The sequence below is a fragment of the Streptomyces sp. JL2001 genome, assembly GCF_050917515.1.
In the GTDB taxonomy this organism is placed as follows: domain Bacteria; phylum Actinomycetota; class Actinomycetes; order Streptomycetales; family Streptomycetaceae; genus Streptomyces.
On sequence record NZ_CP169421.1, the window covers coordinates 1,663,360 to 1,688,891 of the forward strand.

At 73.2% G+C, this 25,532-nt stretch carries 22 protein-coding genes and 2 pseudogenes; 7 read left to right on the forward strand and 17 right to left on the reverse strand.

The window, feature by feature from the left end; translation table 11 throughout:
* Positions 1-110 precede the first annotated feature (110 nt).
* The 3 genes from ACE1OA_RS07190 to ACE1OA_RS07200 all read right to left on the reverse strand — a co-directional run bounded on the left by ACE1OA_RS07190 (position 111) and on the right by ACE1OA_RS07200 (position 2,339).
* A complete protein-coding gene (locus ACE1OA_RS07190; protein ID WP_432752493.1) occupies positions 111-1,388 on the reverse strand; it encodes a UL36 very large tegument protein in 1,278 nt (425 codons plus the stop codon).
* Positions 1,389-1,606: 218 nt separating this feature from the next.
* On the reverse strand, positions 1,607-1,987 hold the full coding sequence (locus ACE1OA_RS07195; protein WP_432752494.1) for a PPOX class F420-dependent oxidoreductase: 381 nt from the start codon (positions 1,985-1,987) through the stop codon (positions 1,607-1,609).
* Positions 1,988-2,087: 100 nt separating this feature from the next.
* Positions 2,088-2,339 carry a helix-turn-helix domain-containing protein gene (locus tag ACE1OA_RS07200; RefSeq protein WP_147981748.1) on the reverse strand — a complete coding sequence of 84 codons (252 nt, stop codon included), beginning with the start codon at positions 2,337-2,339 and terminating at the stop codon, positions 2,088-2,090.
* 32 nt (positions 2,340-2,371) lie between these two features.
* Between ACE1OA_RS07200 and map the strand changes: the two genes are divergently transcribed.
* The gene (map, locus tag ACE1OA_RS07205; protein ID WP_356607308.1) at positions 2,372-3,139 is read left to right on the forward strand and encodes a type I methionyl aminopeptidase; all 768 of its coding nucleotides are present in this window, start codon (positions 2,372-2,374) and stop codon (positions 3,137-3,139) included.
* 156 nt (positions 3,140-3,295) lie between these two features.
* Here map and ggt read toward each other — a convergent pair whose 3' ends face one another.
* Positions 3,296-5,098: a gamma-glutamyltransferase gene (gene ggt, locus ACE1OA_RS07210; protein ID WP_384870629.1), complete on the reverse strand. Its 1,803-nt coding sequence runs from the start codon at positions 5,096-5,098 to the stop codon at positions 3,296-3,298.
* 104 nt (positions 5,099-5,202) lie between these two features.
* Between ggt and ACE1OA_RS07215 the strand changes: the two genes are divergently transcribed.
* The gene (locus tag ACE1OA_RS07215) at positions 5,203-5,955 is read left to right on the forward strand and encodes a hypothetical protein (RefSeq protein WP_361313955.1); all 753 of its coding nucleotides are present in this window, start codon (positions 5,203-5,205) and stop codon (positions 5,953-5,955) included.
* Here the strand turns inward: ACE1OA_RS07215 and ACE1OA_RS07220 are convergent.
* Both ACE1OA_RS07220 and ACE1OA_RS07225 read right to left on the reverse strand, forming a co-directional pair.
* Positions 5,888-7,162: a cytochrome P450 gene (locus ACE1OA_RS07220; RefSeq protein WP_356607314.1), complete on the reverse strand. Its 1,275-nt coding sequence runs from the start codon at positions 7,160-7,162 to the stop codon at positions 5,888-5,890. The two genes, ACE1OA_RS07215 and ACE1OA_RS07220, sit on opposite strands and share 68 nt — an antisense overlap.
* Positions 7,163-7,292: 130 nt before the next feature.
* Positions 7,293-7,970, reverse strand: a complete 678-nt coding sequence (locus ACE1OA_RS07225; RefSeq protein WP_432752495.1) for a formylglycine-generating enzyme family protein — start codon at positions 7,968-7,970, stop codon at positions 7,293-7,295.
* Between the two features lie 303 nt (positions 7,971-8,273).
* On the opposite strand from ACE1OA_RS07225, the gene ACE1OA_RS07230 reads away from it, so the two are divergent.
* Entirely contained in the window at positions 8,274-9,836 is a 1,563-nt protein-coding gene (locus ACE1OA_RS07230; RefSeq protein ID WP_432752496.1) for an alpha/beta fold hydrolase, read from the forward strand.
* 52 nt (positions 9,837-9,888) lie between these two features.
* Here ACE1OA_RS07230 and ACE1OA_RS07235 read toward each other — a convergent pair.
* From ACE1OA_RS07235 to ACE1OA_RS07260, 6 genes and pseudogenes are all read right to left on the reverse strand, one after another.
* Positions 9,889-10,265 (reverse strand): annotated as a pseudogene (locus ACE1OA_RS07235) (amino acid ABC transporter permease); the annotation flags it as partial.
* A pseudogene (locus ACE1OA_RS07240) lies at positions 10,247-10,372 on the reverse strand (amino acid ABC transporter ATP-binding protein); the annotation flags it as partial. The pseudogenes ACE1OA_RS07235 and ACE1OA_RS07240, both read right to left, overlap by 19 nt.
* Before the next feature lie 129 nt (positions 10,373-10,501).
* On the reverse strand, positions 10,502-10,945 hold the full coding sequence (locus ACE1OA_RS07245) for a DUF6278 family protein (RefSeq protein ID WP_356607320.1): 444 nt from the start codon (positions 10,943-10,945) through the stop codon (positions 10,502-10,504).
* Positions 10,946-11,055: 110 nt separating this feature from the next.
* Positions 11,056-11,835: an exodeoxyribonuclease III gene (locus ACE1OA_RS07250; protein WP_356775604.1), complete on the reverse strand. Its 780-nt coding sequence runs from the start codon at positions 11,833-11,835 to the stop codon at positions 11,056-11,058.
* Between the two features lie 45 nt (positions 11,836-11,880).
* Positions 11,881-12,513 carry an MBL fold metallo-hydrolase gene (locus tag ACE1OA_RS07255; protein WP_384870636.1) on the reverse strand — a complete coding sequence of 211 codons (633 nt, stop codon included), beginning with the start codon at positions 12,511-12,513 and terminating at the stop codon, positions 11,881-11,883.
* Positions 12,514-12,629: 116 nt separating this feature from the next.
* Positions 12,630-13,892, reverse strand: a complete 1,263-nt coding sequence (locus ACE1OA_RS07260) for an alpha/beta fold hydrolase (protein ID WP_356607326.1) — start codon at positions 13,890-13,892, stop codon at positions 12,630-12,632.
* 148 nt (positions 13,893-14,040) lie between these two features.
* On the opposite strand from ACE1OA_RS07260, the gene ACE1OA_RS07265 reads away from it, so the two are divergent.
* Genes ACE1OA_RS07265 through ACE1OA_RS07280 form a run of 4 tightly spaced genes read left to right on the forward strand, consistent with a single transcriptional unit; the run spans position 14,041 to position 20,662 of the window.
* Positions 14,041-14,472 carry an SseB family protein gene (locus ACE1OA_RS07265; RefSeq protein ID WP_432752497.1) on the forward strand — a complete coding sequence of 144 codons (432 nt, stop codon included), beginning with the start codon at positions 14,041-14,043 and terminating at the stop codon, positions 14,470-14,472.
* On the forward strand, positions 14,462-15,115 hold the full coding sequence (locus tag ACE1OA_RS07270) for a hypothetical protein (RefSeq protein ID WP_356607330.1): 654 nt from the start codon (positions 14,462-14,464) through the stop codon (positions 15,113-15,115). The genes ACE1OA_RS07265 and ACE1OA_RS07270 overlap by 11 nt, the downstream gene beginning before the upstream one ends.
* A gap of 2 nt (positions 15,116-15,117) precedes the next feature.
* The gene (locus ACE1OA_RS07275; RefSeq protein WP_432752498.1) at positions 15,118-19,890 is read left to right on the forward strand and encodes a putative T7SS-secreted protein; all 4,773 of its coding nucleotides are present in this window, start codon (positions 15,118-15,120) and stop codon (positions 19,888-19,890) included.
* 13 nt (positions 19,891-19,903) lie between these two features.
* Positions 19,904-20,662, forward strand: a complete 759-nt coding sequence (locus tag ACE1OA_RS07280) for a hypothetical protein (protein ID WP_386540839.1) — start codon at positions 19,904-19,906, stop codon at positions 20,660-20,662.
* Between the two features lie 88 nt (positions 20,663-20,750).
* On the opposite strand, the gene ACE1OA_RS07285 is transcribed toward ACE1OA_RS07280, so the two are convergent.
* The 5 genes from ACE1OA_RS07285 to ACE1OA_RS07305 all read right to left on the reverse strand — a co-directional run bounded on the left by ACE1OA_RS07285 (position 20,751) and on the right by ACE1OA_RS07305 (position 25,409).
* Positions 20,751-21,326, reverse strand: a complete 576-nt coding sequence (locus ACE1OA_RS07285) for a hypothetical protein (RefSeq protein ID WP_356607336.1) — start codon at positions 21,324-21,326, stop codon at positions 20,751-20,753.
* Positions 21,323-22,501, reverse strand: coding sequence for an ROK family glucokinase (locus tag ACE1OA_RS07290; protein WP_356607338.1), 1,179 nt, complete (start codon positions 22,499-22,501; stop codon positions 21,323-21,325). The genes ACE1OA_RS07285 and ACE1OA_RS07290 overlap by 4 nt, the downstream gene beginning before the upstream one ends.
* A 99-nt stretch (positions 22,502-22,600) precedes the next feature.
* Complete coding sequence (locus ACE1OA_RS07295) at positions 22,601-23,386, reverse strand: ATP-binding cassette domain-containing protein (protein WP_356607464.1); 786 nt, start codon at positions 23,384-23,386, stop codon at positions 22,601-22,603.
* A gap of 11 nt (positions 23,387-23,397) precedes the next feature.
* A complete protein-coding gene (locus ACE1OA_RS07300; RefSeq protein ID WP_356607340.1) occupies positions 23,398-24,447 on the reverse strand; it encodes an ABC transporter permease in 1,050 nt (349 codons plus the stop codon).
* Positions 24,444-25,409, reverse strand: a complete 966-nt coding sequence (locus ACE1OA_RS07305; protein ID WP_384873082.1) for a sugar ABC transporter substrate-binding protein — start codon at positions 25,407-25,409, stop codon at positions 24,444-24,446. Before ACE1OA_RS07305 ends, ACE1OA_RS07300 begins: the two co-directional genes overlap by 4 nt.
* Between the last annotated feature and the right edge of the window lie 123 nt (positions 25,410-25,532).

A 25,532-nucleotide genomic window follows, 5' to 3' on the forward strand; every position in this document is an offset into this window, starting at 1 on the left:
TCACACCCCGGAGCAAGACCGCCGCCGTGAACCGCCGGAGTCGATCATGTTTCATACCCGAGTGGTCCACGTCGGACACTCACCGACACGTCCGGATCTCTTCCGGTACGTCAGGCTCCGGCGAGTCCGGCGACCCGGAGGGCGTGCAGGAGGTCCCGTTCCCGCGCCGGGGAGACCGCGCGCCCCGCGGCGAGGAGTTCCGGGACGAGGCCGTGGGGACCGGCGGCGGCGAGCCGGGCGGCGTCCTCGGGGGTGCGGGCCCGGACGAACGCGGTGAGCAGCGCGTGCGCCTCGCGGTGGTGCCCCTCGGCGTGCAGGGCGGCGCAGGCACCGGCGAGCTCCTCGACGGGGCGGGCGATGCCCTGGCGGAGCAGCTGGTCGCAGTCCTGTTCCCGGCCGGCGTCGGCCAGCGCGCCGGCGACGGCGGCGAGGCGGCCGGGCGGCAGCGAGGCGGCCTCCCAGAGCAGGGTGGCCCAGTCGGCGCCGAGCCCGACGCGGTGCAGTTCCGCGGCGACCGCGGGGAGCCAGTCGGGCGGCCCGGCGAGGGCCTCGCACAGGAGCGCGTGCGCCTCGCCGCTGCGGCCCTGGGCGCGCAGCCGCCGGAGCGCGTAGACGGCGTTCGCGGCCGCGCGCGCCGCCTCCGCGGCGACCTCGGCCGGGATCGCGGGGCGGGGTTCGTCCGCGACCGCCTCACCGCCGCCGAAACGTGCCCCGCGGGGCGCCGTGCCGCTCACCGGCAGCACGGGGACCGCGACGGCCTCCTGCACGTCCTGCGTCTCGTCCAGCCAGGCGTACCGGGCGCCCCGCGGACGCCGCTTGGGCGCCGCCTGGCTCCGCGTCGGCGGCCGGCGCTCCTCCGCGTCGGCACCGGAAGCGGTCGCGCCGCCCGCACGCGGCGGCGTGAGGGCGGCGAGGCGTGCGGTCAGTTCCGCGATGCGCGCCGTGGCGCGGGTGTGGTCGTCGCGGGACCAGGCGAGTTCGTTGTCCAGCCGGGGCGCGTCCGCGGCGGCCGGGGCCGCCCGCAGCCGCTCGGCGAGTTCACGCGTGCGGCTCTCGGCGTACCACCGCTCCCGCTCCATCACCCCCAGCCGCTCACGGAGCGCGTCGGCTCCGCCGGGGCGCCGGTCGTGGGCCGCGGCCGCCGCGCCGTGCAGGGCCCTGGCCCGCGCCGCCCCGGGTCCGGTGCCGTCGTCACCCGCGTCCTGGAGCAGCGACTCGACGACGTCCCAGGGCAGGATCTCCGTCCCGTCGAAGCAGGCCCGGAGCCCTTCCGGGTCGCGCTCCAGGAAGACGCCGTACCAGCCTTCGCCCGGCACCAGACGCGCCGCCAGGTCCCGGAGGTAGTGCGCGAACGCACCTACCTCCGACGGGAGTTGATACACCGTCATACCGTCCGCACCGCCCGCGCACTCGACTGGGACCTTCCGGTCCACGGGTATTCGACCCCAGTCGTGTTACGGAACGGCTACGGACTGTTTTCAGGCGGAGCCCGTCCGTCGGCGAACGGAGGAGGCGGACAGCAGGAGGAGGGCGACGGAAGGAGGGCGGCGGCGGGGTGGGGCACCGGCGAACGCCTCGCCTCCAGGAGCGGGACCGGCCCCACGGGTCAGAAGGTGACCGCGATGCCCGTGTGGGGCCGCTTGCCGAGACGGGCGACCATCGCGGGCCAGTCCACCAGCCAGAACTGCCAGGTGTACTTCCGCGCCAGCAGTTTCCGCACCCGGCGCAGCTCATCGCCCTCCAGGAGCCGCGCCGTACCCTCGACGCGCACCGCACCCTCGGCCACGTTCCCGCGCAGGTCGCAGACCTGCGCGACGATCCGGGGGTCGTTGCGCAGCCGCTTGACCTTCCAGGAGTCGCTGCGGGTCCAGGCGTACAGGACCTCACCCTCCACCGCGTACCAGACGGGTGTCGCCACCCCCGTGCCGTTCTTGCGGAAGGTGGTCAGGCTGACGTAGCGGCCACGCCGCAGCTCCTCGGGCATCATGCGGCCGAGACTACGGCGCCGCGCGGACCCCCGGGTCCGCGCCCCCGCGTCGCACTCCGGGCCCGGTCCACCCCACCTCCCGATGCCCTCCCGCGCCCGGTCAGACCGGCACCAGCGCGCACCGGACGACGACCTCGTCCAGGGACAGGCCGAGGACGCGGGCCAGGGCCGCGACGGTGAAGAAGGCGGGGGTCGGCGCCCGGCCGGTCTCGATCTTGCGCAGGGTCTCGGCGGAGAGCCCGGCGGCGGCGGCGATCTCGACCATGGACCGGCCGCCGCGGGCCTCGCGCAGCAGGAGGCCGAGGCGCTCGCCGCGCTCGCGCTCCTCGGGGGTCAGGGGTGTGCGAACCATGACGCCATTCTAATACCGGTATAGTAATTGGCATGGTTGAGATCAAGACAGACGAATCCCTGCAGGCCATGCGGGAGGCGGGGCGGGTCGTCGCCGAGGCCCTGGCGGCCGCGCGGGAGAAGGCCGCGCCGGGCGTGACCCTCCGGGAACTGGACCGGGCCGCGCGCGAGGTGCTGACCGCGGCGGGCGCCGGCTCGCCCTTCCTCGACTACCACCCGGACTGGGCTCCGGTGCCCTTCCCCGCGGTCGTCTGCACGTCCGTCAACGACGCGATCGTGCACGGCATCCCGGGGGACCAGCGCCTCGCCGACGGCGACCTCGTCTCCGTCGACTGCGGGGCCGTCCTCCGCGGCTGGGTGGGGGACTCGGCCGTCAGCTTCACGGTCGGCCGCGCCCGGCCCGAGGACACCCGGCTGGTCGAGACCGCGTACGAGGCGCTGGAGGCGGGCATCGCGGCGGCCGTGGTCGGCAACCGCATCGGCGACATCGCGCACGCCGTCGGCCGCGTCTGCCGCCGCGCCGGCTACGGCATCCCGGACGGCTTCGGCGGCCACGGCATCGGCCGCACCATGCACGAGGACCCCGGCGTCCCCAACGAGGGCCGCCCCGGCCGCGGCATGCCGCTGCGGCACGGCATGGTGCTCGCGATCGAGCCGATGCTGCTGGCCGGCGGCGACGACGAGCACTACACGGCCGCCGACGGCTGGACCGTGCGCACGCTCGACGGCTCCCGCGCGGCGCACGCGGAGCACACGGTGGCCATCACGGCGGACGGCCCGCGCATCCTGACGGCCTTGTAGGCCGGGGCGGCCGCGACCTGGTCGCCGCCCGGTACGACGGGCTCGGGCGCGGGCCGGCACGCGCCCCTCGCGGGGCGGCGCCGGGCCCGTCGAGGCCCGAGCCGGGCGGGCCGCACCACCCGGCCGCCCGTCCCCGGCGCTGTCGGCGCGGCGCCCCTACCGGGCGGCGGGCCGCACCACCATCGCCGAGCCGCCGCCCCGGCGCACGGGTTCCGCCGCCGCCACCCAGCGCCCGTCGGGCAGGCGCTGCACACCGGTCGCCGCGCCGATCTCCGGGTTCTGCCGGAAGCGGTGCCCGATGGCCTCGAGTTCCGCGCGCAACGGGCTGTTCCACAGCGCCGGTTCCAGCTCCGTCGTCGCCTGGTTGCGCTGGCTGGCACGCGGCGCGGCGATCGCGTCGCCGAGCGGCAGCCCGCGGTCCACGACGCCGGTCAGCGTCTGCAGCACGGTGGTGATGATCGTCGCGCCGCCGGGGGAACCGAGGGCGAGCACCGGGCGGTCGTGCCGGTCGAGGACGATCGTCGGGGAGATCGAGGAGCGGGGCCGCTTCCCCGGACCGGGCAGGTTGGGGTCGTGGACGGCCGGGTCGGCCGGCGCGAAGGAGAAGTCGGTCAGCTCGTTGTTGAGCAGGAAGCCGCGTCCCGGGACGGTGATCCCGCTGCCGCCCGTCGACTCGATCGTCAGCGTGTAGGCGACGACGTTGCCCCACCGGTCGGCCACCGTGAGGTGCGTGGTGTTCTCGCCCTCGTACGTGGTCGGCACCGCCGCGCCCGCGCTCGCGCAGGCGGCGGGGTGTCGCGGGTCGCCCGGCGGGAGCGGACTGGTCAGAGCCGCGTCGTCGCGGATCAGGCAGGCCCGGGAGTCCGCGTAGCGCTGGGAGAGCAGCTCCCTGACCGGCACGTCCTCGAAGGCCGGGTCGCCGACCCAGCGGCCGCGGTCGGCGAAGGCGATCCGGCTCGCCTCGATGAAGCGGTGGAGGTACCGGGCGGGCGAGACGCCGGACAGGTCGCCGCCCTCCAGGATGTTCAGCGCCTCGCCGACGCTCGTCCCGCCGGAGGAGGAGGGTGCCATGCCGTAGACGTCGAGGCCCCGGTAGGAGACCTTCGTGGGCCTGCGCCGCTCCGTCGCGTACCCGGCCAGGTCACGCTCCGTCAGGTCGCCGGAGCGGACGACGCGGCTGGCGCCGTCCCGCACCGGGGGCGTGCGGACCGTGTCGACGATGTCCCGGGCCAGCGGCCCGCGGTAGAGGGCCCCGACGCCCTCGCGGCCCAGCTTGTCGTACGTCCGCGCCAGGTCGGGGTTCTTGAAGACCGATCCGACCTCCGGGAGCCGCCCGCCGGGCAGGAAGAGGGCCGAGGAGGCCGGGAAGTCCCGGAAGCGGGCCTCGTTGGACGCCGTCTGGGCGCGGAAGGTGGCGTCGACGGTGAAACCGTCGCGGGCCAGCCGGCTCGCCGGTTCGAGGAGCCCGCGCAGCGGCTTGCTGCCCCAGGCGTCCAGGGCGGTCTTCCAGGTCGCCGGGGTGCCCGGCGTGCCGACGCCCCGGCCGCTGGTCATCCCCTCCTCGAAGGGGATCGGCCTGCCGTTCTCCACGAAGAGGTTCGCGTCCGCAGTGTGCGGCGCCGTCTCCCGGCCGTCGACCGTGTGGACCGTGCGGCTCTTCGCGTCGTAGTAGACGAGGAAGCCGCCTCCGCCGATGCCCGCCGAGTAGGGCTCCGTGACGCCGAGGGCCGCGGCCACCGCCACGGCGGCGTCGACCGCGTTGCCGCCCTTGCGCAGGACCTCGACGCCGGCGGCCGAGGCGTCGGCGTCGACGCTCGCGACGGCGCCGCCGTATCCGACGGCGACGGGCTCCTTGACCGGCGTCGCCGGCGCGGGTGTCGGTGGAGCCGCGGCCCCCACCGAGAGCACCGTCGCGGCGACGGCCAGAATCGGCACGGTCCGTGTGGCGGAACGACGCATCCCTACCTCCAGTCAACAGCCGTCCCCGCAGCGTAACTTCCCACGGGCGCCCCCGTCAGGACCGCCTCGAACAACCGACCGCCCGCCCGCTAGCATGCGCGCCCATGAACGAAGACCTGCGCAACGTCGTGCTGGGCGTGCTCGCCACGGGCGTCAGTGCCACGCTCGGCTGGCTCACCCGCACCTATCTCTGGCGCCGCAAGCTCCGTCGCAAGCAGGCCTTCTTCGGACTGCCGGGCGGCGCCGCGTGCCTGCTCGTGGTGAACCGGGAGGCGGGCAGCGACGGGGCCGTGCACCGCTTCGACGTGTTCGCGCTGCTCGAACTGGCCGCGCTCATCAAGGACTGCGGGGCGAACGCCGAGATCGTCCAGCACGATCTCGCCCGGCAGGGGTTCGGCGACCGCACCGAGTTCTGCCTCGGCGGCCCGTACTCCAATCGGCGGATGGCGGCTCATCTCCGCTCGCTCCTGCCGGGCCTGACCATGAACGTCGACACCGATCCGGACCATCCCGACCGGGCCGCGCTCGTCGTCGGCGGGGAGTCCTACCGCCCGGAGAAGGGGCTGACGGAGTACGTCGTGCTCGCCCGGCTCACCGGCGGCGAGGGCGGCCGGCCGGTGTTCCTCTTCTGCGGCCAGCGCGCCATCACCAACCAGGCCGCCACCCGGTACCTCTCCCGGCACCACGAGAAGCTGGCGCGCAAGTACGGCTCCGGCCCGTTCGTGCTGCTCCTCAAGGTGGTCAACTCCCAGGCGTACGGGCCCGATGTGGTGGAGCTGGTCGCCGATGTCACGCGGGCGGCGCGGACGGCTCCCGCCCCCGAGCCCGAGCCCGAACCCGAACCGGCAACGACTTGACGCCGTTGACGAAGTTGGAGACGAGCCGCCGGGGCGGCCCCGCGAGGTCGAGGCCGGTGAGCGCGTCCCGCACCTCCTCGTGCAGGATCCGCAGCTGGAGCCGGGCGAAGTGGGCCCCGAGGCAGACGTGGGGGCCGTCGCCGAAGGAGACGTGCGGGTTGGGCGTCCGCCCGAGGTCGAGCCGGAGCGGGTCGGGGAAGACCCGCTCGTCGTGGTTGGCGGACGCGTGGAAGACCACGACCTTGTCGCCGGCGGCGATGGGCCGGCCCGCCAGCTCGGTGTCCCGGACGGCCGTGCGGCGGAAGGAGAGCACCGGCGGGTGGACGCGCAGCAGTTCGTCCACGGCCGTGTCCGTGCCGACCTCGCCGGACCACAGCCGCGCGCGTTCCCGGGGGTCCCGGGCGAGGGCGAGCAGCCCTCCGGGGGCGGCGCTGCGGACGGTGTCGTTGCCGGCCACGGTGAGCAGGAAGAAGAACATCTCCAGCTCGCCGTCCCGGAGCCCGGAGGCCGCGAGCGTGGACATGATGTCGTCCGCGGGCCGGCGCCTCCGGTACGCGGCGAGGTCCTGGGCGTAGGCGAACATCTCGGCGAGCGCCGCCGGGGACCGCGGGTTCACCGGTAGGCCGTCCGCGTCGAGCACGGGCGGTTCGTCGGGGTCCTGATAGGCGATGACCCGCTCGGTCCAGGTCAGCAGAAGTCCCCGGTCGGCGGCGGGCACACCGAGGAGGTCGGTCAGGTTGAGCAGCGCGTAGTCGTCGGTGACCGCGTGCACGAGGTCGATCTCGTCCCCGGTCTCCAGCGCGTCCCGCAGCAGCTGCCGCGCCCGCAGCCGCGCCGTCCCGGCGAAGCGCTCGATCCGCCCCGGCGTGAACGCCCGGCTGACGAGGCGGCGCAGCCGGCCGTGCTCCGGCGGGTCCTGGTTGAGCATCATCCGCCGGATGAAGGGCAGGTCGGCGGGATCGGGGTCCCGGATCTGCGTGGCGCCGAGGCGGGAGGAGTAGCCGGCGGAGTCCTTCAGCACCCGGACGACGTCGGCGTGCCGGGTCACCGCCCAGAATCCGGTGCCCGGGGGCCAGCCGAGGACCTCGTACTCCCGCTGCCAGGCGACGGGGTGGCGGTCGCGCAGCAGTCGGAACGCCTCGTGCGGCAGGCCGCGGGCGTAGATCCGGGGGTCGAAGACGTCGGGTACCTCGGCGGTGTTCTGCACGGCTCCCAGCCTGGGGCGCCGGCCGGGGGATTTCCAGATGCCGGGGGGGGCGTCCGGTCGCGGGGCGCCCCCCGGATCGCTCGGGCGGGCGGACCCGCGGGACGCCGGGACCGGCCCCCGCGCCCGGGTGTCAGGCGGGGAGGGAGCGGGCCAGGCGGAAGCCGACGTCGTCGACCCGGTAGCTCGGGTGGCTGCGGCGCCGGGCGGAGGCGCGGCAGCTCCAGTGCTCGTCGAACCAGCCGCCGCCGCGCAGCACCCGGTAGGCGCCGTAGACCTCGGCGTCGTAGACGTCCCAGCACCAGTTCCAGACGTTGCCCAGCATGTCGTGCAGGCCCCAGGCGTTGGGCAGTCTGCCGCCGACGTCGTGCGGGCGCTCGCCCGAGTTGCCGCGGCACCAGGCGATGTCGTCGAGGGGGCCGTAGTGCGGACCGGTCGTGCCGGCGCGGCAGGCGTACTCCCACTCCGCCTCGGTGGGCAGCCGGTATCCGTCGGCGGCGGCGTCCCACTCGACGCCCTCGTCGTCCCCGCGGATCCGGTACGCCGGGGCGAGTCCGTCCCGTACGGACAGGGCGTCGCAGAACCGGACGGCGTCCCACCAGGAGACGCCCTCGACGGGGAGGAGGTCCCCGGGCGTGGCGCTCGGCCGCAGTCCGCCGGTGACCTCGGCGTACAGGGCCTGGGTGACCGGGACCGTCGCGAGCTCGCAGGGCGTGATCTCGACCTGCCAGCTCCGGCGGGTCCGCCGGTCCGACAGGGTCACCCGTCCCGGCGGGAGGGCGACCATGGTGTTCCCCGTGTGCGCTTCCATGATCACAGGATCGCAGGCGGGACGCCGAGGACGGGGCCGAACACCCCTGGAACGGCCGGGAGTCGCCGGACGTCCGCGGGTCCGCACGGGGGGCCGGCCGTATACACCCCCGACGGCGCACGAGGCAGGCGGAGCGCCCTGGCCGGGGCATCGGCGCGCGCGGGCGCCCCCGTCCCGCCCGACCTGCGAACAATCGTTACCCGCACGTAACTTACCGACCAGTTACCGCAGGTAAGGCCGCGCGGTTACCGTCGGGTCACTTTCACTGCCCCCATCAGTGAACCCCCCAGTGAGGAGTGACCCGTGCGCACAGCTCCGGTCTTCGCCGTCTCGGCCGCCCTCGTGGCCGGAACGACCCTCGGACTCGCCCCCGCCGCCCACGCGTCCGAGACCGCCGCCACCGGCACCACCGTCCGCTTCGTCGACATCGCCGGCGACGGTGGCACCGTCCTCAAGGCCAACGTCGTCACCCCGGCCGGCGCCGACGGCGCTTCCCGTTTCCCGGTGATCGTGCTCCCCACGAGCTGGGCCGTGCCCCAGATCGAGTACCTCGCGCAGGCCCAGAAGCTCGCCGACTCCGGCTACGTCGTGGTCAGTTACAACTCCCGCGGCTTCTGGCAGTCCGGCGGCGAGATCGAGACGGCCGGCCCGAAGGACGTCGCCGACGCCTCCCTGGTCATCGACTGGGCCCTCGCGCACACCCCCGCCGACCCGGACAAGGTCGGCATGGCGGGAGTCTCGTACGGCGCCGGCATCAGTCTGCTCGCCTCGGCGCACGACAGCCGGATCAAGGCCGTCGCGGCCCTCAGCGGCTGGGCCGACCTCATCGAGTCCATCTACAGCGGACGCACCCAGCACCTCCAGGCCGCCGCGGTGCTCGGCGGCGCGGGCTACCTCACCGGCCGCCCCGGCCCCGAACTCCGCCAGGTGCTCCACGACTTCCTCTCGTCCGACCTGGACAAGGAGGACGAGATGATCGCCTGGGGGCGCACCCGCTCCGCCGTCACCCAGCTGGACCGGATCAATGCCAACGGCGCCGCGATCATGCTCGGCAACGCCTGGGGCGACACGATCTTCCCGCCGAACCAGTACGCGTCCTTCTACGAGAAGCTGAAGGGCCCCAAGCGGCTGGAGTTCCGCCCCGGCGACCACGCCACCGCCGAGGCCACCGGTCTGCTCGGGCTGCCCAACGACACCTGGACCAGCGCCCATCGATGGTTCGACCACTACCTCAAGGGCGTCGACAACGGCATCGACCGCGAGCTGCCTGTCCGGCTCAAGCCCCGCTCCGACGGCGGTTACGAGAGCTACCCCGACTGGAAGTCCGTGGGCGCGGACGAACGGAAGATCGCCCTCGGCGGTACCCAGCGGATCTGGGCCAACGTCGACTCGGGCGCCAACGGCGGCCTCGTGTTCCTGTCCAACATCCTGGACCAGCTCGTCCAGGCCCCGCCGATGGCCTCCATCCCGCTGCTGCCCCGCGCCTTCGCCGGTGTCTGGCAGTCGGAGCGGTACGACACCGCCCAGCGGGTGCGGGGCACCGCGAAGCTCCACACCACGGTCACCTCGACCAAGGAGAGCGGCACCCTCGTCGCCTACCTCTACGACGTGGGCCCGCTCGGCCTCGGCAAGTTGGTCAGCAATGCCCCGTACACGTTCCACGGGCAGACGCCCGGCAAGCCGTTCACCGTCGACCTGGAGCTCTTCGCCACGGCCTACGACGTGCCGGCCGGCCACCGTCTCGCCGTGGTCGTGGACACCGTCGACCCCCTCTACATCGAGCACAACCCGACCGGCGCACGGCTGACCTTCTCCTCCCCCGCGGGCGACCCGTCGTACGTGTCGGTCCCGCTGCGGGCGAAGTGATCACCGGCCGTCGCCGGACGGGTATGGCTCCTTGCGAGCTGCCCCGCGTCGGCTACCGGCCGAGCGGCGGGAGCAGCGCCCCTGGTTCGGCCGGGGCGACGCCCCCGGCCCGTGTCCTCGGACTGCGCCGCTCCCTCCTGGCCACCCAGGAGAGCAGCACGCACATCCCGATGTTGATCGGCGAGATCACCGCACCACGGGGATGAAGGGCAGATCGTAGTCGAGATCCGACGCGATGAGCTTGCCCGCGTGCAGGAACTCCTCGTAGGTGACGAGGAACCCGAGCGAGGTGTCCTTCAGGTCGACGACCGGCCGACCGATGACGTCCGGCGGCACGGCGCGTACGCCCTGTGGGACCAGGACATGGGTCATGACCTGCGTCTTGCGCATGCCCAGCGGGTGGGCGGCCTCGACGGTCCGACGCCCACGACGGCCTCGCCGCGGCCGACGGTGAATTCGATGTCCCGCAGGACGTGCAGGGTGCCGAAGTGCTTTTTGACGCCACGCAGTTCGATCAACGGATCGACGACGGCCATACGCTGCCCTGCCCCCTTCTCGGCGATGTCGCGGTCAGCGCAAACTATTCACCACGAAAGGGCACTTATCGACTGACACGCATAAGACGGGCATAAGCCGTATTTACTGCAGAGGGGTGGAGGAGACGCTCAGAACTCCGCGGCCTCCGCGTACACCTGGGAGAGCTCCGGCGAGCCGCTGACCGCCCAGTCGAGCCCGGCCTCCACGACGTTGATCTCCCGGCCGGAGGCCAGCCGGACCACCGGCTGGCCGCCCGGCCACACCTGCCAGGTCGCACCGGGCACGGTCCGCACGATGACCGTGCCCAGATAGAGGCCCGCGTCGTTGCCCAGCCAGGGAAGCTCCTCGGGATCGTCGCGCCAGCGCGGCGGGATCTGGTCGATCCGCTCCAGGGAGGACGGCGTGTCGTCCAGCTCGATCCCCGAGTCCTGGACGACCGTACGCAGCAGCTCGCACTCGGCGAGCAGATCCGCCACCCCTTCGGGGTCCCGGTCGAAGGCCGAGACCAGCGGCGGCGCGGACGATTCGATCACGCGCCTCTTGCGCCAGTTGTCCAGGAATGGGATGTTCATCGGACCAGCGTCGCATTTTCCCGGGCCACCGCACCACCAGGCGCGCGGAGATCGTCCGGGCGGGACGACCCCCGCCCGACCATCCGGGCGGGACGGCTCCGGGACGGCCCTCAGACGTCCAGGTCGACGACGACCGGCGCGTGGTCGGACGCGCCCTTGCCCTTGCGCTCCTCACGGTCGACGTAGCTGTCCGTGACCGCGTCGGCGAACGGCTTGTTGCCGTACACCAGGTCGATGCGCATGCCCCGGTTCTTCGGGAAGCAGAGCTGGCGGTAGTCCCAGTACGTGAACGGGTGGTCGTACTTGAGGGGGCGCGGGACCACGTCCGAGAGCCCGGTCTCGCGCAGTCCGGCGAGCGCGGCCCGCTCGGGCTCGGTGACGTGGGTGAGCCCCTCGAAGGCGGCGAGGTCCCAGACGTCCTCGTCGGCCGGGGCGATGTTGTAGTCGCCGAGGACGGCGAAGGGCCGCTCCCCCGCCGCGTCGTCGGCCACGGCGGCCTTGAGCGCCTCCAGCCACAGCAGCTTGTACGCGTAGTGCTCGTGGGAGACCTCGCGGCCGTTGGGCACGTAGACCGACCAGACGCGGACCGGGCCGCACGTCGCGGAGATCGCGCGGGGCTCCTCCACGCCGTCGTACACGGGGCCGCCCGGCAGGCCCGTGACCACGTCGGCGAGGCCCACCCGGGAGACCAGCGCGACGCCGTTCCACCGGCCGGTGGCGTTGACCACGGACTCGTACCCCAGCTCGCGCAGCTCGTCGGTGGGGAACTGCTCGGCGGTGCACTTGGTCTCCTGGATGCACAGCACGTCGGTGCCGCTGCTTTCCAGCCAGGCCAGGAGCCGGGGCAGCCGGGCGGTGATGGAGTTGACGTTCCAGGTGGCGATACGCATGGAGGGAAGCCTATCGGCGGGGTCCGACAGTCGCCGGTACGGACGTCACAGCTCGGTGGAGTCTCCCGGGCTCAGCCGGCCGTGGTCGGTGCCGCCGAGCCCGCCGATCTGCCGGTCGTAGATCGGCCGGGCGAGGTCGGTGAGCAGGGCGTCGTGCACGTCGATGGCCCGGCGCGGCCGGACCTCGCGGACGTAGTCGATCACCTCGGAGATCTTGTTCCACGGAGCCATCACCGGCAGCAGCAGCGTGTCCACCGGCTGATCGGGGACGGTCAGCGCGTCGCCGGGGTGGAAGACGCCGCCGTCCACGAGGTAGCCGACGTTCGTGATCCGGGGGATGTCCGGGTGGATGACCGCGTGGAGCTCGCCGTGCACCTGGACGTCGAAGCCGGCCGCGCTGAAGGTGTCGCCGTGGCCGACCGTGTGCACCCGGCCCGGGAAGGCGGCGGCGAGCCGCTCGGCGACGCTCCGGAGCGTCCAGATCTGCGCGGCCGGGTCGGCGTCCAGGGCGGCCCGCAGCCGCGCCTCGTCGAAGTGGTCGGGGTGCTCGTGGGTCACGAGCAGCACGTCGGCGCCGAGGGCCGCGTCCTGCTCGCTGAAGCCGCCCGGGTCGATGACGAGCGTCCGCCCGTCCTTCTCCAGCCGGACGCAGGCGTGGGACATCTTGGTCAGCTTCACGGGACTCGACCTCACGACGACGCGGACGGACCACGGGGGCCGTCCGTGGACGGCCCTCCGGCCAGCCTACGCCCGGAGGACGTCCTGTCGATCAGGCCAGATCGACAGGACACCCCCTACGGCGTGGTGTCCTCCAGGATCACCCGGCGCACCACGCGCAGCGCGCTGTCGGCGGCGGGCAGCCCGCAGTACACGGCGGTCTGCAGCACGATCTCCCTGAGTTCGGCGGGGGTCAGTCCGTTGCGCAGGGCGGCCCTGGTGTGGTCGGCCAGGGCGTCGAGGTGGCCGCCCGCGATCAGGGCGGTGAGGGTCACCGCGCTGCGGGTCCGGCGGTCCAGCGCCTCCCGGCTCCAGATCTCGCCCCAGGCGTAGCGGGTGACCAGCGACTGGAAGTCCTCGTCGAAGCCGTCCCCCAGGGCCTGGTCCACATGGGCGTCGCCCAGGACCTCGCGGCGCAGCTTGAGGCCGCGCTCGTACGGGTCGGGGCGCGAGTCGTCGGCCGTCCCGGACGGGATCTCGGCCGGGGCGATCTCGGCGCGGGGCACGACCGGGGCGGAGACGGGAGGCATCGGCGGGGCGGCCGGCGTGCTCTGGGTGTCGTGCGCGGTGCCGGCGAAGTGGCCGGTGAGCAGGTCGGTGACGGCGGCCGGCTGCTCGACGGGGGCGAGGTGCGAGGCGCCGGGGACGACGGCGAGCCGGGCGTCCGCTATCCCGGCGACCAGGGTGCGGGCCTCGGCGGGGCCGGTGACCTGGTCCTCGGAGCCGACGAGCACCAGCGCGGGGATCCCGATGCGTCCGAGGGCCTCGCGGACGTCGAAGACGGCGAGCGCCTCGCACGCGGAGATGTAGCACCCGGGGTCGGTCGTCCGCACCATCTGGACGGCCCATTCGACGATCGCGGGCTGGGCGGCGGCGAAGCCGGGGGTGAACCACTGCTCGGGTGCGGTGCGGGCCATCGGTTCGAGGCCGTTGGCGCGGACGACCACGCCGCGCTGCCGGAACTCGTCCGGGCTGCCGAACCGGGGCGAGGTGGCGACCAGGGCCAGGGAGGCGACCCGGTGGGGGGCGCGGAGCGCCAGGTCGAGGCCGACGGCGCCGCCGAACGAGCAGCCGGCGTAGCCGAAGCGCTGGACGCCCAGTTCGTCGAGCGTGGTGAGCAGCCGGTCGCCGAGCTCGGCGACGGAGGCGAAGGGGTGGGCGGGGGCTCCGCCGTGTCCCGGCAGGTCGAAGCGGACGACGCGCCACTGACGGGTCAGCTCGGGGATCTGCCGGTCCCACATGTGCCATGTGGTGCCCAGCGAGGGCCCCAGGACCAGGACCGGGGCGTCTTCGGGTCCGTCGGTGCGGTATTGCAGGGTGTTCGGTGATGTCTGGCTCACGCCCTGCACCGTCTCATATCGCGCGGTCCGCCCCGTGCCCGGGTGGGAGCCGCGCACGGCGCCTCGCGAACCTTCACGAGAACCGCCCACTCCCCCGGGTGCGTCCTGCCCTACGGTGCCATCAGTCGCCTACGACGGGGGAGGAACCGTGCAGCAGCCGAGGGGGGCGCTCGCCGAGCGCATCGCCGAGCGGAGGAGAGGGGGCGACGACCCTCGCGCCCTGGTCGGCGAGATGCGGCGGTCGGTGCTCCTGGTACCGGTGGCCGACGGGGGGCTGTGGTCGGTGCGTTCGGGCGGGGTGCGGTGGATCTGCGGGTTCACCGACGAGGCCGCGCTGGCGCGGTTCGCCCTGCACCACGGGCCGGGCGACCGGCCCATGGACTACGCGGCGCTGCTGGGCGCGCGGATCGTCGACGAGATCGTGCCCGCGCTGGGCGAGCCCGCCGGGCTCGCCGTGGACATCGCCACCGAGGACGGGGCGATGTTCTTCCCGCCGGTCGTCGGGATCGTTCCGGACGCGGTCGCCGTCGACGCCGGTGCGGCGGGGGCGGCAGGAGGGGGACACGGGCATGAGCGGTGACGAGAAGGACCTGCAACTCGACCAGGCGTCCGTGGTCAGGTTCACGCAGGGCGTGGGCGCGACCATCGACGAGCTCGGCGATCTCGGCGGCTCGACCGGCTCGTTGCTGGGCAAGGGCTTCTCGTCGCTGGCCATGACCGGGATGGAGGCCGGACACCACGGTCTCTCGGTCGACTTCGAGGACTTCTGCGAACGCTGGGAATGGGGTGTGCGCGCGCTCGTGCGCGACGCCAGCGAGATCGCGAACCGCCTCGGCCTGGCGGCGGGCACCATGTGGGAGCACGACCAGTACATCGCGAGCACCCTCAAGGTCGGCGCCAACTCGCTGTTCGGCGGGAACCCGCACGCCAGTGAGGAGGAGATCGCCAAGCAGGGCTGGGGGGACATCTTCACGCCGGACTACCTGGACCCGGACTGGAGCCCCGAGTCGTTCGAGAAGGCCGGGCAGGACATGGAGCAGACCTGGAAGGACACCGGTCGCACCGTGCTCACCGAGGGCCAGGGCGGCCGGCAGTCGCAGATCCTCAACGAGGCTCTCGGGATATCCGACGACCGCTGGAACCAGGCGCTGGACGACACCTTCGGCCCGTCGCCGGAGGAACGCGCGCAGCAGGAACAGCAGGGTGAGTCCGGGGGGAACTGACCATGGGCATCGGCGACTTCATCAGTGACATCACACCGGACGTGGTCGAGGACGCGGTCGAGGACGGTGCCGAGTGGGTGGGCAACCGGGTCGAGGACGCGGGGAACTGGACCGCCGACCGGCTGGAGGACGTCGGCTGGGAGTCCGGCGCCGACTGGGTCCGCGAGCAGTCCCGCTCGGTCGCCAACCGCCTGGGCGCGGAGGTCGACGAGATGGACCTCGGGCAGACCGAGGACAAGACCAAGCTGATCTACGGCAGCGCGAGCAGGATCAACGCCGTCGCGGCGAAGCTGACCGCCTTCCAGTCCGCCTTCGACGACACCGGCGACGGTCTCAGGGGCCTGGACTCCGGGCGGCTCAAGGGCGAGACGGCCGACGCGCTGCGCACCGCGGTGAGCACCCAGCCGCCCAAGTGGTACAAGGCCGCCGACGCCAGCTCCAAGGCGCTCGGCGCCCTGGAGGCGTTCGCCGACACCGTCACCTGGGCACAGGGGCAGGCGCAGACGGCGATCGACAAGTGGAAGGAGGGCGTCAAGGCCTCCGAGAACGCCGCCGACGCCCACCGCAAGAAGGTCGACGACTACAACGGGGCCGTCGACCGCTACAACGCCCAGCCCGCCGACAAGCGCGACCCGGCCTCGCTGCCTCCCAAGCCCGGCGCGACGTTCGAGGATCCCGGCAAGGCGCTGATGAAGGAGGCCCAGGACATCCTCGCCGAGGCCCGCAAGCAGCGGAACTCGGCGGCGGAGACCGCGCGCACGGCGATCCGTGCCGCCCGCGACATGGCGCCGGCGAAGCCGTCGTACGCCGAGCAGATGGGCGACGGCCTCAAGGAACTGCAGATCATGGGCGACCACGTCGGCGGCGGCATCATCAAGGGCACGGCGGGGCTGCTCAACTTCGTCCGCAGCGTGAACCCGACGGACCCGTACAACATCACGCACCCCGCCGAGTACGCCACGTCCCTCAACAGCCTGGCCGCGGGACTCGTGGTCGCCGTCAACGACCCCGTCGGCACCGGCGGGGCGATGATCAAGGACTTCATGAAGGACCCGGCCGAGGGCTTCGGCCGGCTGATCCCCGACCTCGCGCTGACCGCCGCGACCGGCGGTGGCGGTGCCGCGGTCAAGGGCGTGCGCATCGCCGAGGAGGCCGCGGACGCGGCCCGGCTGCGCCGGCTGGTCGACGACAGCCCGGACGGGACGCACCACACCCCCGACGGCGACCGCACCGCCGGCGGCGACCCGGTGGACCTCGCCTCCGGCCGGATGTACCTGCCCCAGACGGACCTGGAGATCCCCGGCATCCTGCCGCTGGTCTTCAGCCGCCGCACCGAGTCCGGCAGCGCGACCGGCCGCTTCCTCGGGCCCGCCTGGTCGTCCACCGTCGACGAGCGTCTGGAGATCGACGCGATCGGCGTCGTCCACGTCACCGCCGACGGGCTCCTGGTCACCTACCCGCACCCGGTGCCGGGCGTGCCCACCCGGCCCTGGCCGGGCCGGTCCGGCACGCTCCTGGCCCGGGACGCCGACGGCGACTACACGGTCACCGCCGCCGACGGCGGCCTGAACTTCCGCTTCGCCGCCCCGTCCGGGAGCGAGCCGGGGGGTGACGGCACGGCCTGGCTGTCCACCGTCACCGAACGCAACGGTCACGTCGTCACCGTCGACCGGGCCGAGGGCGGCCTGCCCCTGGCGCTGGCCCACTCGGCCGGGCACCAGGTGACGCTCTCCCACGCCGACGGTCTGGTCACCGGCCTGTCCCTGGCCGGTGCCGGCGAGGGCGGCGGGGACCTGCCGCTGCTGCGCTACGGCTACCGGGACGGCGACCTGACGACGGTCACCAAGCCGTCGGGCGCCACCACCACCTTCGTCTACGACGACCGCCGCCGCGTCATCGCCTGGATCGACTCCAACGCGAGCCGCTACGACTACGTCTACGACGACCGCGACCGCGTCGTGGCGGAGGGCGGCGAGGCCGGGCACGTCCACATCTCCCTGGCCTACACCGATCCGGACCCCGAGACGGGCCGCCACACCACCACGCTCACCACCGCCGACGGGCACGCGACGCGTCATCTCTTCGGCCCCGGCTGCCGGCTCCTGGCCGTCACCGACCCGCTCGGCCACACCACGTCCTTCACCTACGACCCGCGCGGCAACGCCCTGACCCGCACCGACCCGCTCGGTCACACCACGTCCTTCGCCTACGACGACGAGGGCCGGCTCACCTCCGCCGTCCGCCCCGACGGCAGTGAACTGCGCACCGTGCGGGGCCTGTTCGGCCTTCCGGTGGAGGTGGTCGGTGCGGACGGGACACGGGTGCTCCACACGTACGACGAACGGGGCAACCGCACGGCGGTCACCGACGAGGCCGGCACCACCACCCGCTACACCTACGACCACGGCGGACGGCTCACCTCCGTCACCGACGCCCTCGGCGCGACGACGCGGGTGGTGTGCGACGCGGCCGGGCTGCCCGTCGAGGTGACCGACCCGGCCGGCGGCACCACCCGCACGGAACGCGACGCCCTGGGCCGCCCGGTCCGCGTCACCGATCCGGTGGGCGGGGTCACCCTCCTGGAGTGGAGCGCCGACGGGCACCTCGCCCGCCGGACGGGACCCGACGGCGCCACGGAGACGTGGACCCACGACGGCGAGGGCAACGTCCTCACCCATACCGACGCGGCCGGCGGCGTCTCCCGTGTCGAGTACACCCACTTCGACCTGCCGGTGGCCCGGACCCGGCCCGACGGCGCACGCTACGAGTTCGAGCACGACGCCTCCCTGCGTCTCACCCGCGTCACCGACCCGCAGGGTCTGACCTGGGACTACACGTACGACGCGGCCGGCAACGTCGTCTCCGAGAGCGACTTCGACGGCCGCGTCCTGAGCTACCGGGTGGACGCGGCGGGCCGGCTCGCCGCCCGCGTCGACGCGCTCGGCGGCACCGTGGCCTTCGCGCGCGACGCCCTCGGCCAGGTGGTCGGCAAGGACGTCGACGGCCGGGTGACGACGTACGCCTACGACCGGGCCGGGCGCCTGCTGGAGGCGGCCGGCCCGGACGGCGAACTGCGGTACCAGTACGACCAGCGCGGCCACACGAAGACGGAACTGGTGGACGGACGGCCCGTCGTCTACGCCTACGACGTCCTCGGCCGCCGCACCCGCCGCACCACCCCCACCGGTCACGTCACCTCCTACGCCTACGACGCCGCCGGACGGCTCGACCAGGTCACCGCCGGCGGCCGGCGGGTCGGCTTCGCCCACGACGCCGCCGGCCGCGAGCTGGCCCGCGTCTTCGACGGCACCCTCACCATGACGTCCGACTGGGACGAGGCCGGACGGCTCTCCGCTCAGCACGTCACCGCCGGCGCGCGGGCCGTCAACAGCCGCTCCTACGCCTACCGCTCCGACGGCCACCTGCTCTCCGTCGCGGACCGGCTGTCGGGCACCCGGACCTTCGACCTCGACCCGGCGGGGCGGATCACCGCCGTCCGCGCCGGGGACTGGACGGAGCGGTACGCCTACGACGCCGCGGGCAACCAGACCTCCGCCTCCTGGCCCTCCGGCCACTCCGGCGGCGAGGCCACCGGGCCGCGCGCCTACACCGGCACCAGGCTGACCCGTGCCGGCGGCGTCCGCTTCGAGTACGACGCGCTCGGCCGGGTGACCCTGCGGCAGAAGACCCGGCTGTCCCGCAAGGCGGACACCTGGCGCTACACCTGGGACACGGAGAACCGCCTCACCGCCGTGACCACCCCCGACGGCACCCGCTGGAGGTACCGCTACGACCCCCTCGGCCGCCGCACCGCCAAACAGCGCCTGGCGCCCGACGGCGAGAGCGTGGTCGAGGAGGTCCGGTTCACCTGGGACGGCCTGACCCTGTGCGAACAGACCAGCCACGAGCCGGCCCGGCCCCACTCGGTCGCCCTCACCTGGGACCACCGCGGCCTCGTGCCCCTCGCCCAGACCGAGCGCGTCCTCACGGCCGACGACGGCCAGGCGGAGGTCGACCGCCGCTTCTTCGCCATCGCCACCGACCTGGTCGGCACCCCCACCGAGCTGATCGACGAGTCCGGCGGGATCGCGTGGCGTTCCCGGGCCACCGTGTGGGGCGCCACCGCCTGGGCCCGCGGGAGCAGCGCGTACACCCCCCTGCGCTTCCCCGGCCAGTACGACGACCCCGAGACCGGCCTCCACTACAACCACTTCCGGCACTACGACCCGGAGAGCGGCCGGTACGCCTCCCCGGATCCCCTCGGTCTCGCGCCGGCCCCGAACCCCGTCGCCTACGTGGACAACCCGTACTCCGGGTGCGACCCGCTGGGCCTCATGCCCAAGTACACGAAGGAGGAGAAGGCCGCACGTGCCCGGCAGGAAGCCCTCGACACCGCGGACGAGGTGATCGAGAGGGCCCAGGGCGACCGGATACGGAAGGCCGGCAACTACCACGCGGACACCTCGCACAACTTCTCCGACGAGCGGGTCCTGGAGATCCTCAAGAAGCCGGACGCGGTCTACCACTCGACGGCCGGCAGCGGGAACCTGATCTTCCGGCAGGGCGACGACATCGTCGTGACGAAGGGAGGCGGAGCCGGCGGAGGCAACGTCATCACCGCCTACGGCCCCTCGGGCCTCAAGGGCGACTCCGGGGTGACGGCCCTGGGCGGACTGCCCACCGACCCCGGTGGGCCGATTACCCACCTGGACGTGGTGGAGGGCAGGATTCCCGCCAAGAACGGCTACATGGCTCCCGCAGTGCAGATCAAGTGAGGCGGCACCCACCGTGAGACTCACCCTCGACGACAGCTGGCAGGCCACCGTCACGGACGAGCCGCTGCGCTTCCTGCCGCGCTTCGACTTCCGGGACTTCCGCGTGCGCGTCGCGGCGTACGCGGACGTGGCGGAGCGCGAGCGGTTCCTGCTGGGCACCTTCGGCAGTCGGCCGTGGCTGTGGGACACCCCCGACGAGCTGCGGTTCGACCCGGAGAGCCGGGAACTGGCCGGCGCCGAGTTCCAGCTGGCCGACGAGATCGCCTCGGCCGAGGACGCCGCGCGCGTCCCGGCCGGACCCCCCGTCCGGCCGGGCGGTCTCCGCGCGGACGAGGCCCGGGACTTCCGGCTGGAGGTGACCTCGGAGCTCTGCCGCGGCCCCGGCGACACCGTCGTCACCTGCCTGCGCGACCTCGACGTGCTCGACGAGCCGCTGACCGCGCGGATCGGGATCGCCCCCGACGTGGCCCTCCTCGTCCAGGCCGGCACGGTCGTCGGCTGGAGCCTGACCGACCCGGTCCGCTACCTGACCTCCGGGTTCGCCGCCCCCGACCCCGCGCCGCCGTCCCCGGCCACCCGGCGGCTGCTCACGGAGTGCATGGACCTGGTCACCACACCGGGGCGCCGGGCGCTCCGGAAACGGGAGCCGGCCGCCCTGGCCCGGCTCCGGGCGGTCGACGAGGCCCTGCGGGGCCGGCGCGAGGACCGCCTGCGGACCGAGGCGCTGCTGGCGCCCATCGCCGAACTCGTCGAGGACTACGGCGCCGGGTGACCTGCGCGGCGGCCGGGCGCCGGCCGCCTGCCGTGGCATGCGGAAGCCCCGCCGGATCCCGGCGGGGCTTCGTCGCTCCGTACGCCCCTCAGGGGGTGGTCGTGGAGACCACGTACACCCGGGGCGCGGCCGGGTCGGTGAGGTCGACGGTGATGTCGTGGCCGGGCCGTGGCTTGTCGCGGCCGATGGAGGTGGCCGACCAGTCCCGGCCCGGCGGGAACTCCCAGCCCACGATGTCGGCGTCGCGTTCGCTGACGGTGACCTTGCCCGGCTCCAGCCGGGAGCGGCTGGTGCCGACGTCCTCCAGGAAGGAGTCGAGCTTGCCGGCGCTCGTCGTGAACTGGACGTAGAGCCGGCTCGTCTTCCAGTTGCTGGTCTCGTAGTAGGCGACGTCCGTGGACCGGCTGGGGATCGGCACCTCGAAGATCCGGCGCTTCATCTGGGACGGCCAGTTGTCCTGGAGGCCGCTGCCGGAGGACTCGCGTTCCTTGTCGCGGCCGCTGTCGCGGCTCTGCCCGGCGGAGATCACCAGGTAGCCGGCCGGGATGCCGACGAGGAGCACGATGGTCAGCGCCGTCAGGAAGCGGCGCTTGATCATGTGGCGCCGGTCCTCCGGGAGCTTGTCGCGTCGGTCGGGCGAGACGGACTGGGTGGGCACGGTCATGGATTCGGGTCCTGGGGGGTGGTGCGGGAGGTACGGCCCTCGACGCCGCCCCGCAGGGCCTGGGCGTAGCGCTCGTACCGTTCGTAGCGTTCGAGGCGGCGGCGGTTCGCCCGGCGGAAGCGGCGGGCCACGAGCCGGGCCAGGTCGGCGGCGCCGACCATACCGGCCTCGGGGCCGAGCTGCGCCTTGGTGATCCGGGCCTCGGGGCGGTAGCCGCGGCCCGTGAGGTGACGCCGGAAGGCGTCCCTGGCGGGGCCGATCAGCAGGTCGTCGGCGGCACTGACACCGCCGCCGATGACGAAGCAGGAGGGGTCGAGGGCGGCGGCGAGGTTGGCGATGCCGACTCCGAGCCACTGGCCGATGTCCTGGAACAGCTCGACGCACATGGCGTCGCCCTCGCGGGCCAGCTCGGTGATGAGCGGGCCGGTGATCTCCGGAATCTGGCCCTTGACGCGGTCGATGATGTTGTAGGCGACCGGGGAGTCGGCGGCGGCCAGTTCGCGTGCCTCGCGGACGAGGGCGTTGCCGGAGCTGTACTGCTCCCAGCAGCCGCGGTTGCCGCAGGGGCAGCGGTGGCCGCCGGGCACCACCTGCATGTGCCCGAACTCGCCGGCCACTCCGTACTTGCCCCGCTTGACCTGGCCGTCCTCCAGGATCGCGCCGCCGATCCCGGTGCCGAGCGTGATCATGACCAGGTGGTCCTCGCCGCGGCCCGCGCCGAAGCGCCACTCCGCCCAGGCGGCGGTGTTGGCGTCGTTGTCGACCATCACGGGGACGGCGAGGCGGGACTGCAGCGAGTCGCGGAGCGGTTCGTTGCGCCAGGCCAGGTGCGGGGCGAAGAGCACGGTGGCCCGCTCGGCGTCGACCCAGCCGGCCGCGCCGATGCCGACGGCGTGCACGTCGTGGCGGTCGGACAGGTCCAGCACCAGTTCGACGATGGTGTCCTCGACGACCTTGGGGCTCTTGGACTTGTCGGGGGTCTCGGTGCGGACCTTCTCCAGGATGGTGCCGTCCGCGTCGACGACCCCGGCCATGACCTTCGTACCGCCGATGTCGATGCCGACGGTGGGCACCCGGGGAGCGGTGAGGTGGGAGCGGCGCTCTCGCGTGCCGACGGTCCGCAGCACGGTGGCCCGGGCGGAGCCGCGGTGGGTGAGGTCGCGGTAGGTACTCATCGCCTCGATTCTGCCAGGTGCGGGGGCGGGGGGCGGGTCACGGCGTCCGCGCCGCCCCTCCCGCGCCCGCGCCGGGCCCCGGGGGGCGTGGCACAGACCTCAGTGGCGTTCCAGCTCGTGGCGGAGGTCGTCCAGCTCGCTGCCGCCCGCCATCTGCCGGGTCAGCTCGTCGAGGGTCACCGAGCCCTTGGTGTGGCTGCCGGCCATGACGCCCCGCTTGAGCAGGACGAATCGGTCGCCGACGAGGTAGGCGTGGTGCGGGTTGTGGGTGATCAGCACCACGCCGAGACCCTGGTCACGTGCGGCAGCCACGTACTTCAGCACCACCCCGGACTGCTTCACGCCGAGCGCGGCGGTCGGCTCGTCGAGCACGAGGACCTTGGCGCCGAAGTGGACGGCGCGGGCGATGGCCACGCACTGGCGCTCTCCGCCCGAGAGGGTGCCGATCGGCTGGTCGACGTCGCGCAGGTCGATCCCCATGCGCAGCAGCTCGGCACGGGTGGTCTCGCGCATCAGCTCGACGTCGAGCCGCTTGAACGGGCCCACGCCCTTGGTCGGCTCGGAGCCGAGGAAGAAGTTCCGCCAGACGGGCATCAGCGGGACGACCGCGAGGTCCTGGTAGACGGTGGCGATGCCGCGGTCGAGGGCCTCGCGCGGGTTGGCGAGCGCGACCTCCTCGCCCTCGATGCGGAAGGTTCCGGCGTCGTGCCGGTGCAGCCCGGCGACGATCTTGATGAGGGTCGACTTGCCGGCGCCGTTGTCGCCGAGCACGCAGGTGATCTCGCCGGCGTGCACCTCCAGCGAGACGCCTTCCAGGGCCCGGATGTTGCCGTAGTACTTGCTGACGTCGTCCAGCTCCACCAGCGGGGTCGACGGCGTCGTCATCGGCTCGGTGGTCATTTCACGGCCTCCACGCGCCTGCGGATCCAGGCGTTCAGCAGCGTCGCCAGGAGCAGCATCGCTCCCAGGAAGAACTTGAACCAGTCCGGGTTCCACTCGGCGTAGACGATGCCCTTGCTGGTCATGCCGAAGATGAAGGCGCCGACCGCGGAGCCGATGGCGGAGCCGTAGCCGCCGGTGATCAGGCAGCCGCCGATCACGGCCGCGATGATGTAGATCAGCTCGTTGCCGACGCCCTCGCCGGACTGGACGACGTCGAACGAGAAGAGCAGGTGCTGGCCGGAGACCCAGGCGCAGAAGGCCACGCCCAGATAGAGGCCGATCTTCGTGCGGAAGACGGGGACGCCGACGGCCCTCGCCGCGTCGGCGCCGCCGCCGACCGCGAAGATCCAGTTGCCGGAGCGGGTGCGCAGCAGGATCCAGGTGGCCACGGCCACCAGGGCGAGCCACCACAGGATGGTGACCTTGAGCTCGACCCCACCGACGGTCCACTGGGACGCGAACAGCTTCCGGGCGGAGGGGAAGCCCTCCATGTCGGCGATCGACTTGGTGGAGACCGTCCCGCTGATCAGCTTGGTGAAGCCGAGGTTGAGGCCGGTCAGCATCAGGAAGGTGCCGAGCGTGATGATGAAGCTGGGCAGTTTCGTGCGCGTCAGCATGAAGCCGTTGAAGGCGCCCACGGCCAGGGTGACCAGCAGGGAGACACCGACGCCGACCCAGACGTTCGCGGTCATCTGGTAGCTGAACATCGCCGAGACGAGCGCCGAGGTCGTCACCAGGACGCCGGCCGACAGGTCGAACTCGCCGCCGATCATCAGCAGGGCGACCGGCACGGCCATGATGCCGATGGTGGAGGCCGCGTAGAAGACGGTGCCGAGGCTTGAGGCGCGCAGGAAGCCGTCGGCGACGACCGAGAAGAAGAGGAAGACGGCGATCGCGCCGACGACCGAGCCCAGCTCGGGGCGGGCCAGCAGCTTCGCCGTCCGGGAGGTGCGCAGCAGCCGCTCGTCGACGTGGTCGATCTCCGGTGGGGCGGCGGCGCTCATCGGGTGCCCCGCTCGGTGTACTCCGCGAGCGCGGCGGCCTGGTCCTTGGTGATGATCTGCGGTCCGGTGAGGACCGGCTGTCCGCCGCCGAGGACGTCGGCGTTGTACTTGTACAGCCAGAGCAGGTCGACGGCCTCGTAGCCCTGGAGGTAGGGCTGCTGGTCGACGGCGAAGCCGAGGGTGCCGGCGCCGAGCGCCCCGGCGACCTTGGCGTTGAGGTCGAAGGTGTCGACCTCGGCCTTGCTGCCGGCGGTCTTCTTCGCCTGGACGGCGGCGTCCGCGAAGGGCGCGCCGAGGGTGACGACCGCGTCGACGGACGGGTCGGCCTGGAGCTTGGCGAGGATGGACGCCTGGACGTCGGGCATGTTGGTGCCGTCGACGTACAGGTTCTGCAGCTCGCCGCCGAAGGTCTTCTTCGCCCCGGCGCAGCGCTGCTCGTGGCCGACGTTGCCCTGCTCGTGGAGCACGCACAGGGCCTTCTTGCGGCCCCGCTTGTCGAGCTCCTCGCCGACGGCCTCGCCCGCCACGGTCTCGTCCTGGCCGATGTGGGTGAGCGCCCCGTACGCCTTCGAGCGGTCGGCGCCGGAGTTGACGGTGATCACCGGGATGCCGGCCTTCACGGCCTTCTCGACGGCGGTCTTCATCGCGTCGGGCTTGGCGAGGGTGACGATCAGACCGTCGACGCCCTTGGCGATGTAGGAGTCGACGAGCTGCGCCTGCTGCTGGGCCTCGTCGCTGTGGGCGTAGAGGAAGTTGATGTTGTCCTTGACGGCAGCCTGCTTGGCGCCGTTCTGGACGATGTCCCAGAAGGTGTCGCCGTCCCCCGAGTGGGTCACCATGGCGAAGGTCCACCGCGGGGTGTTCACGGCGGCCCTGCCCTGGGCGGCGGCCGCCTTGCGGGCGTCCTCCGCCCGCTTGCCGCCGGTGCTGCTGCACCCCGCCAGCGTGGCGGTGAGCGCCATCGCGAGCACGGCGCCGACCGCCGCGCGTACCCCTCCTGTCCGAACCCTGGTCACGAGGCCGTGCCCTCCTTTGTGTCCTTCTGCGTGCATTGCAGTATCGGTCATGGGGGTCGCGCGGATCGT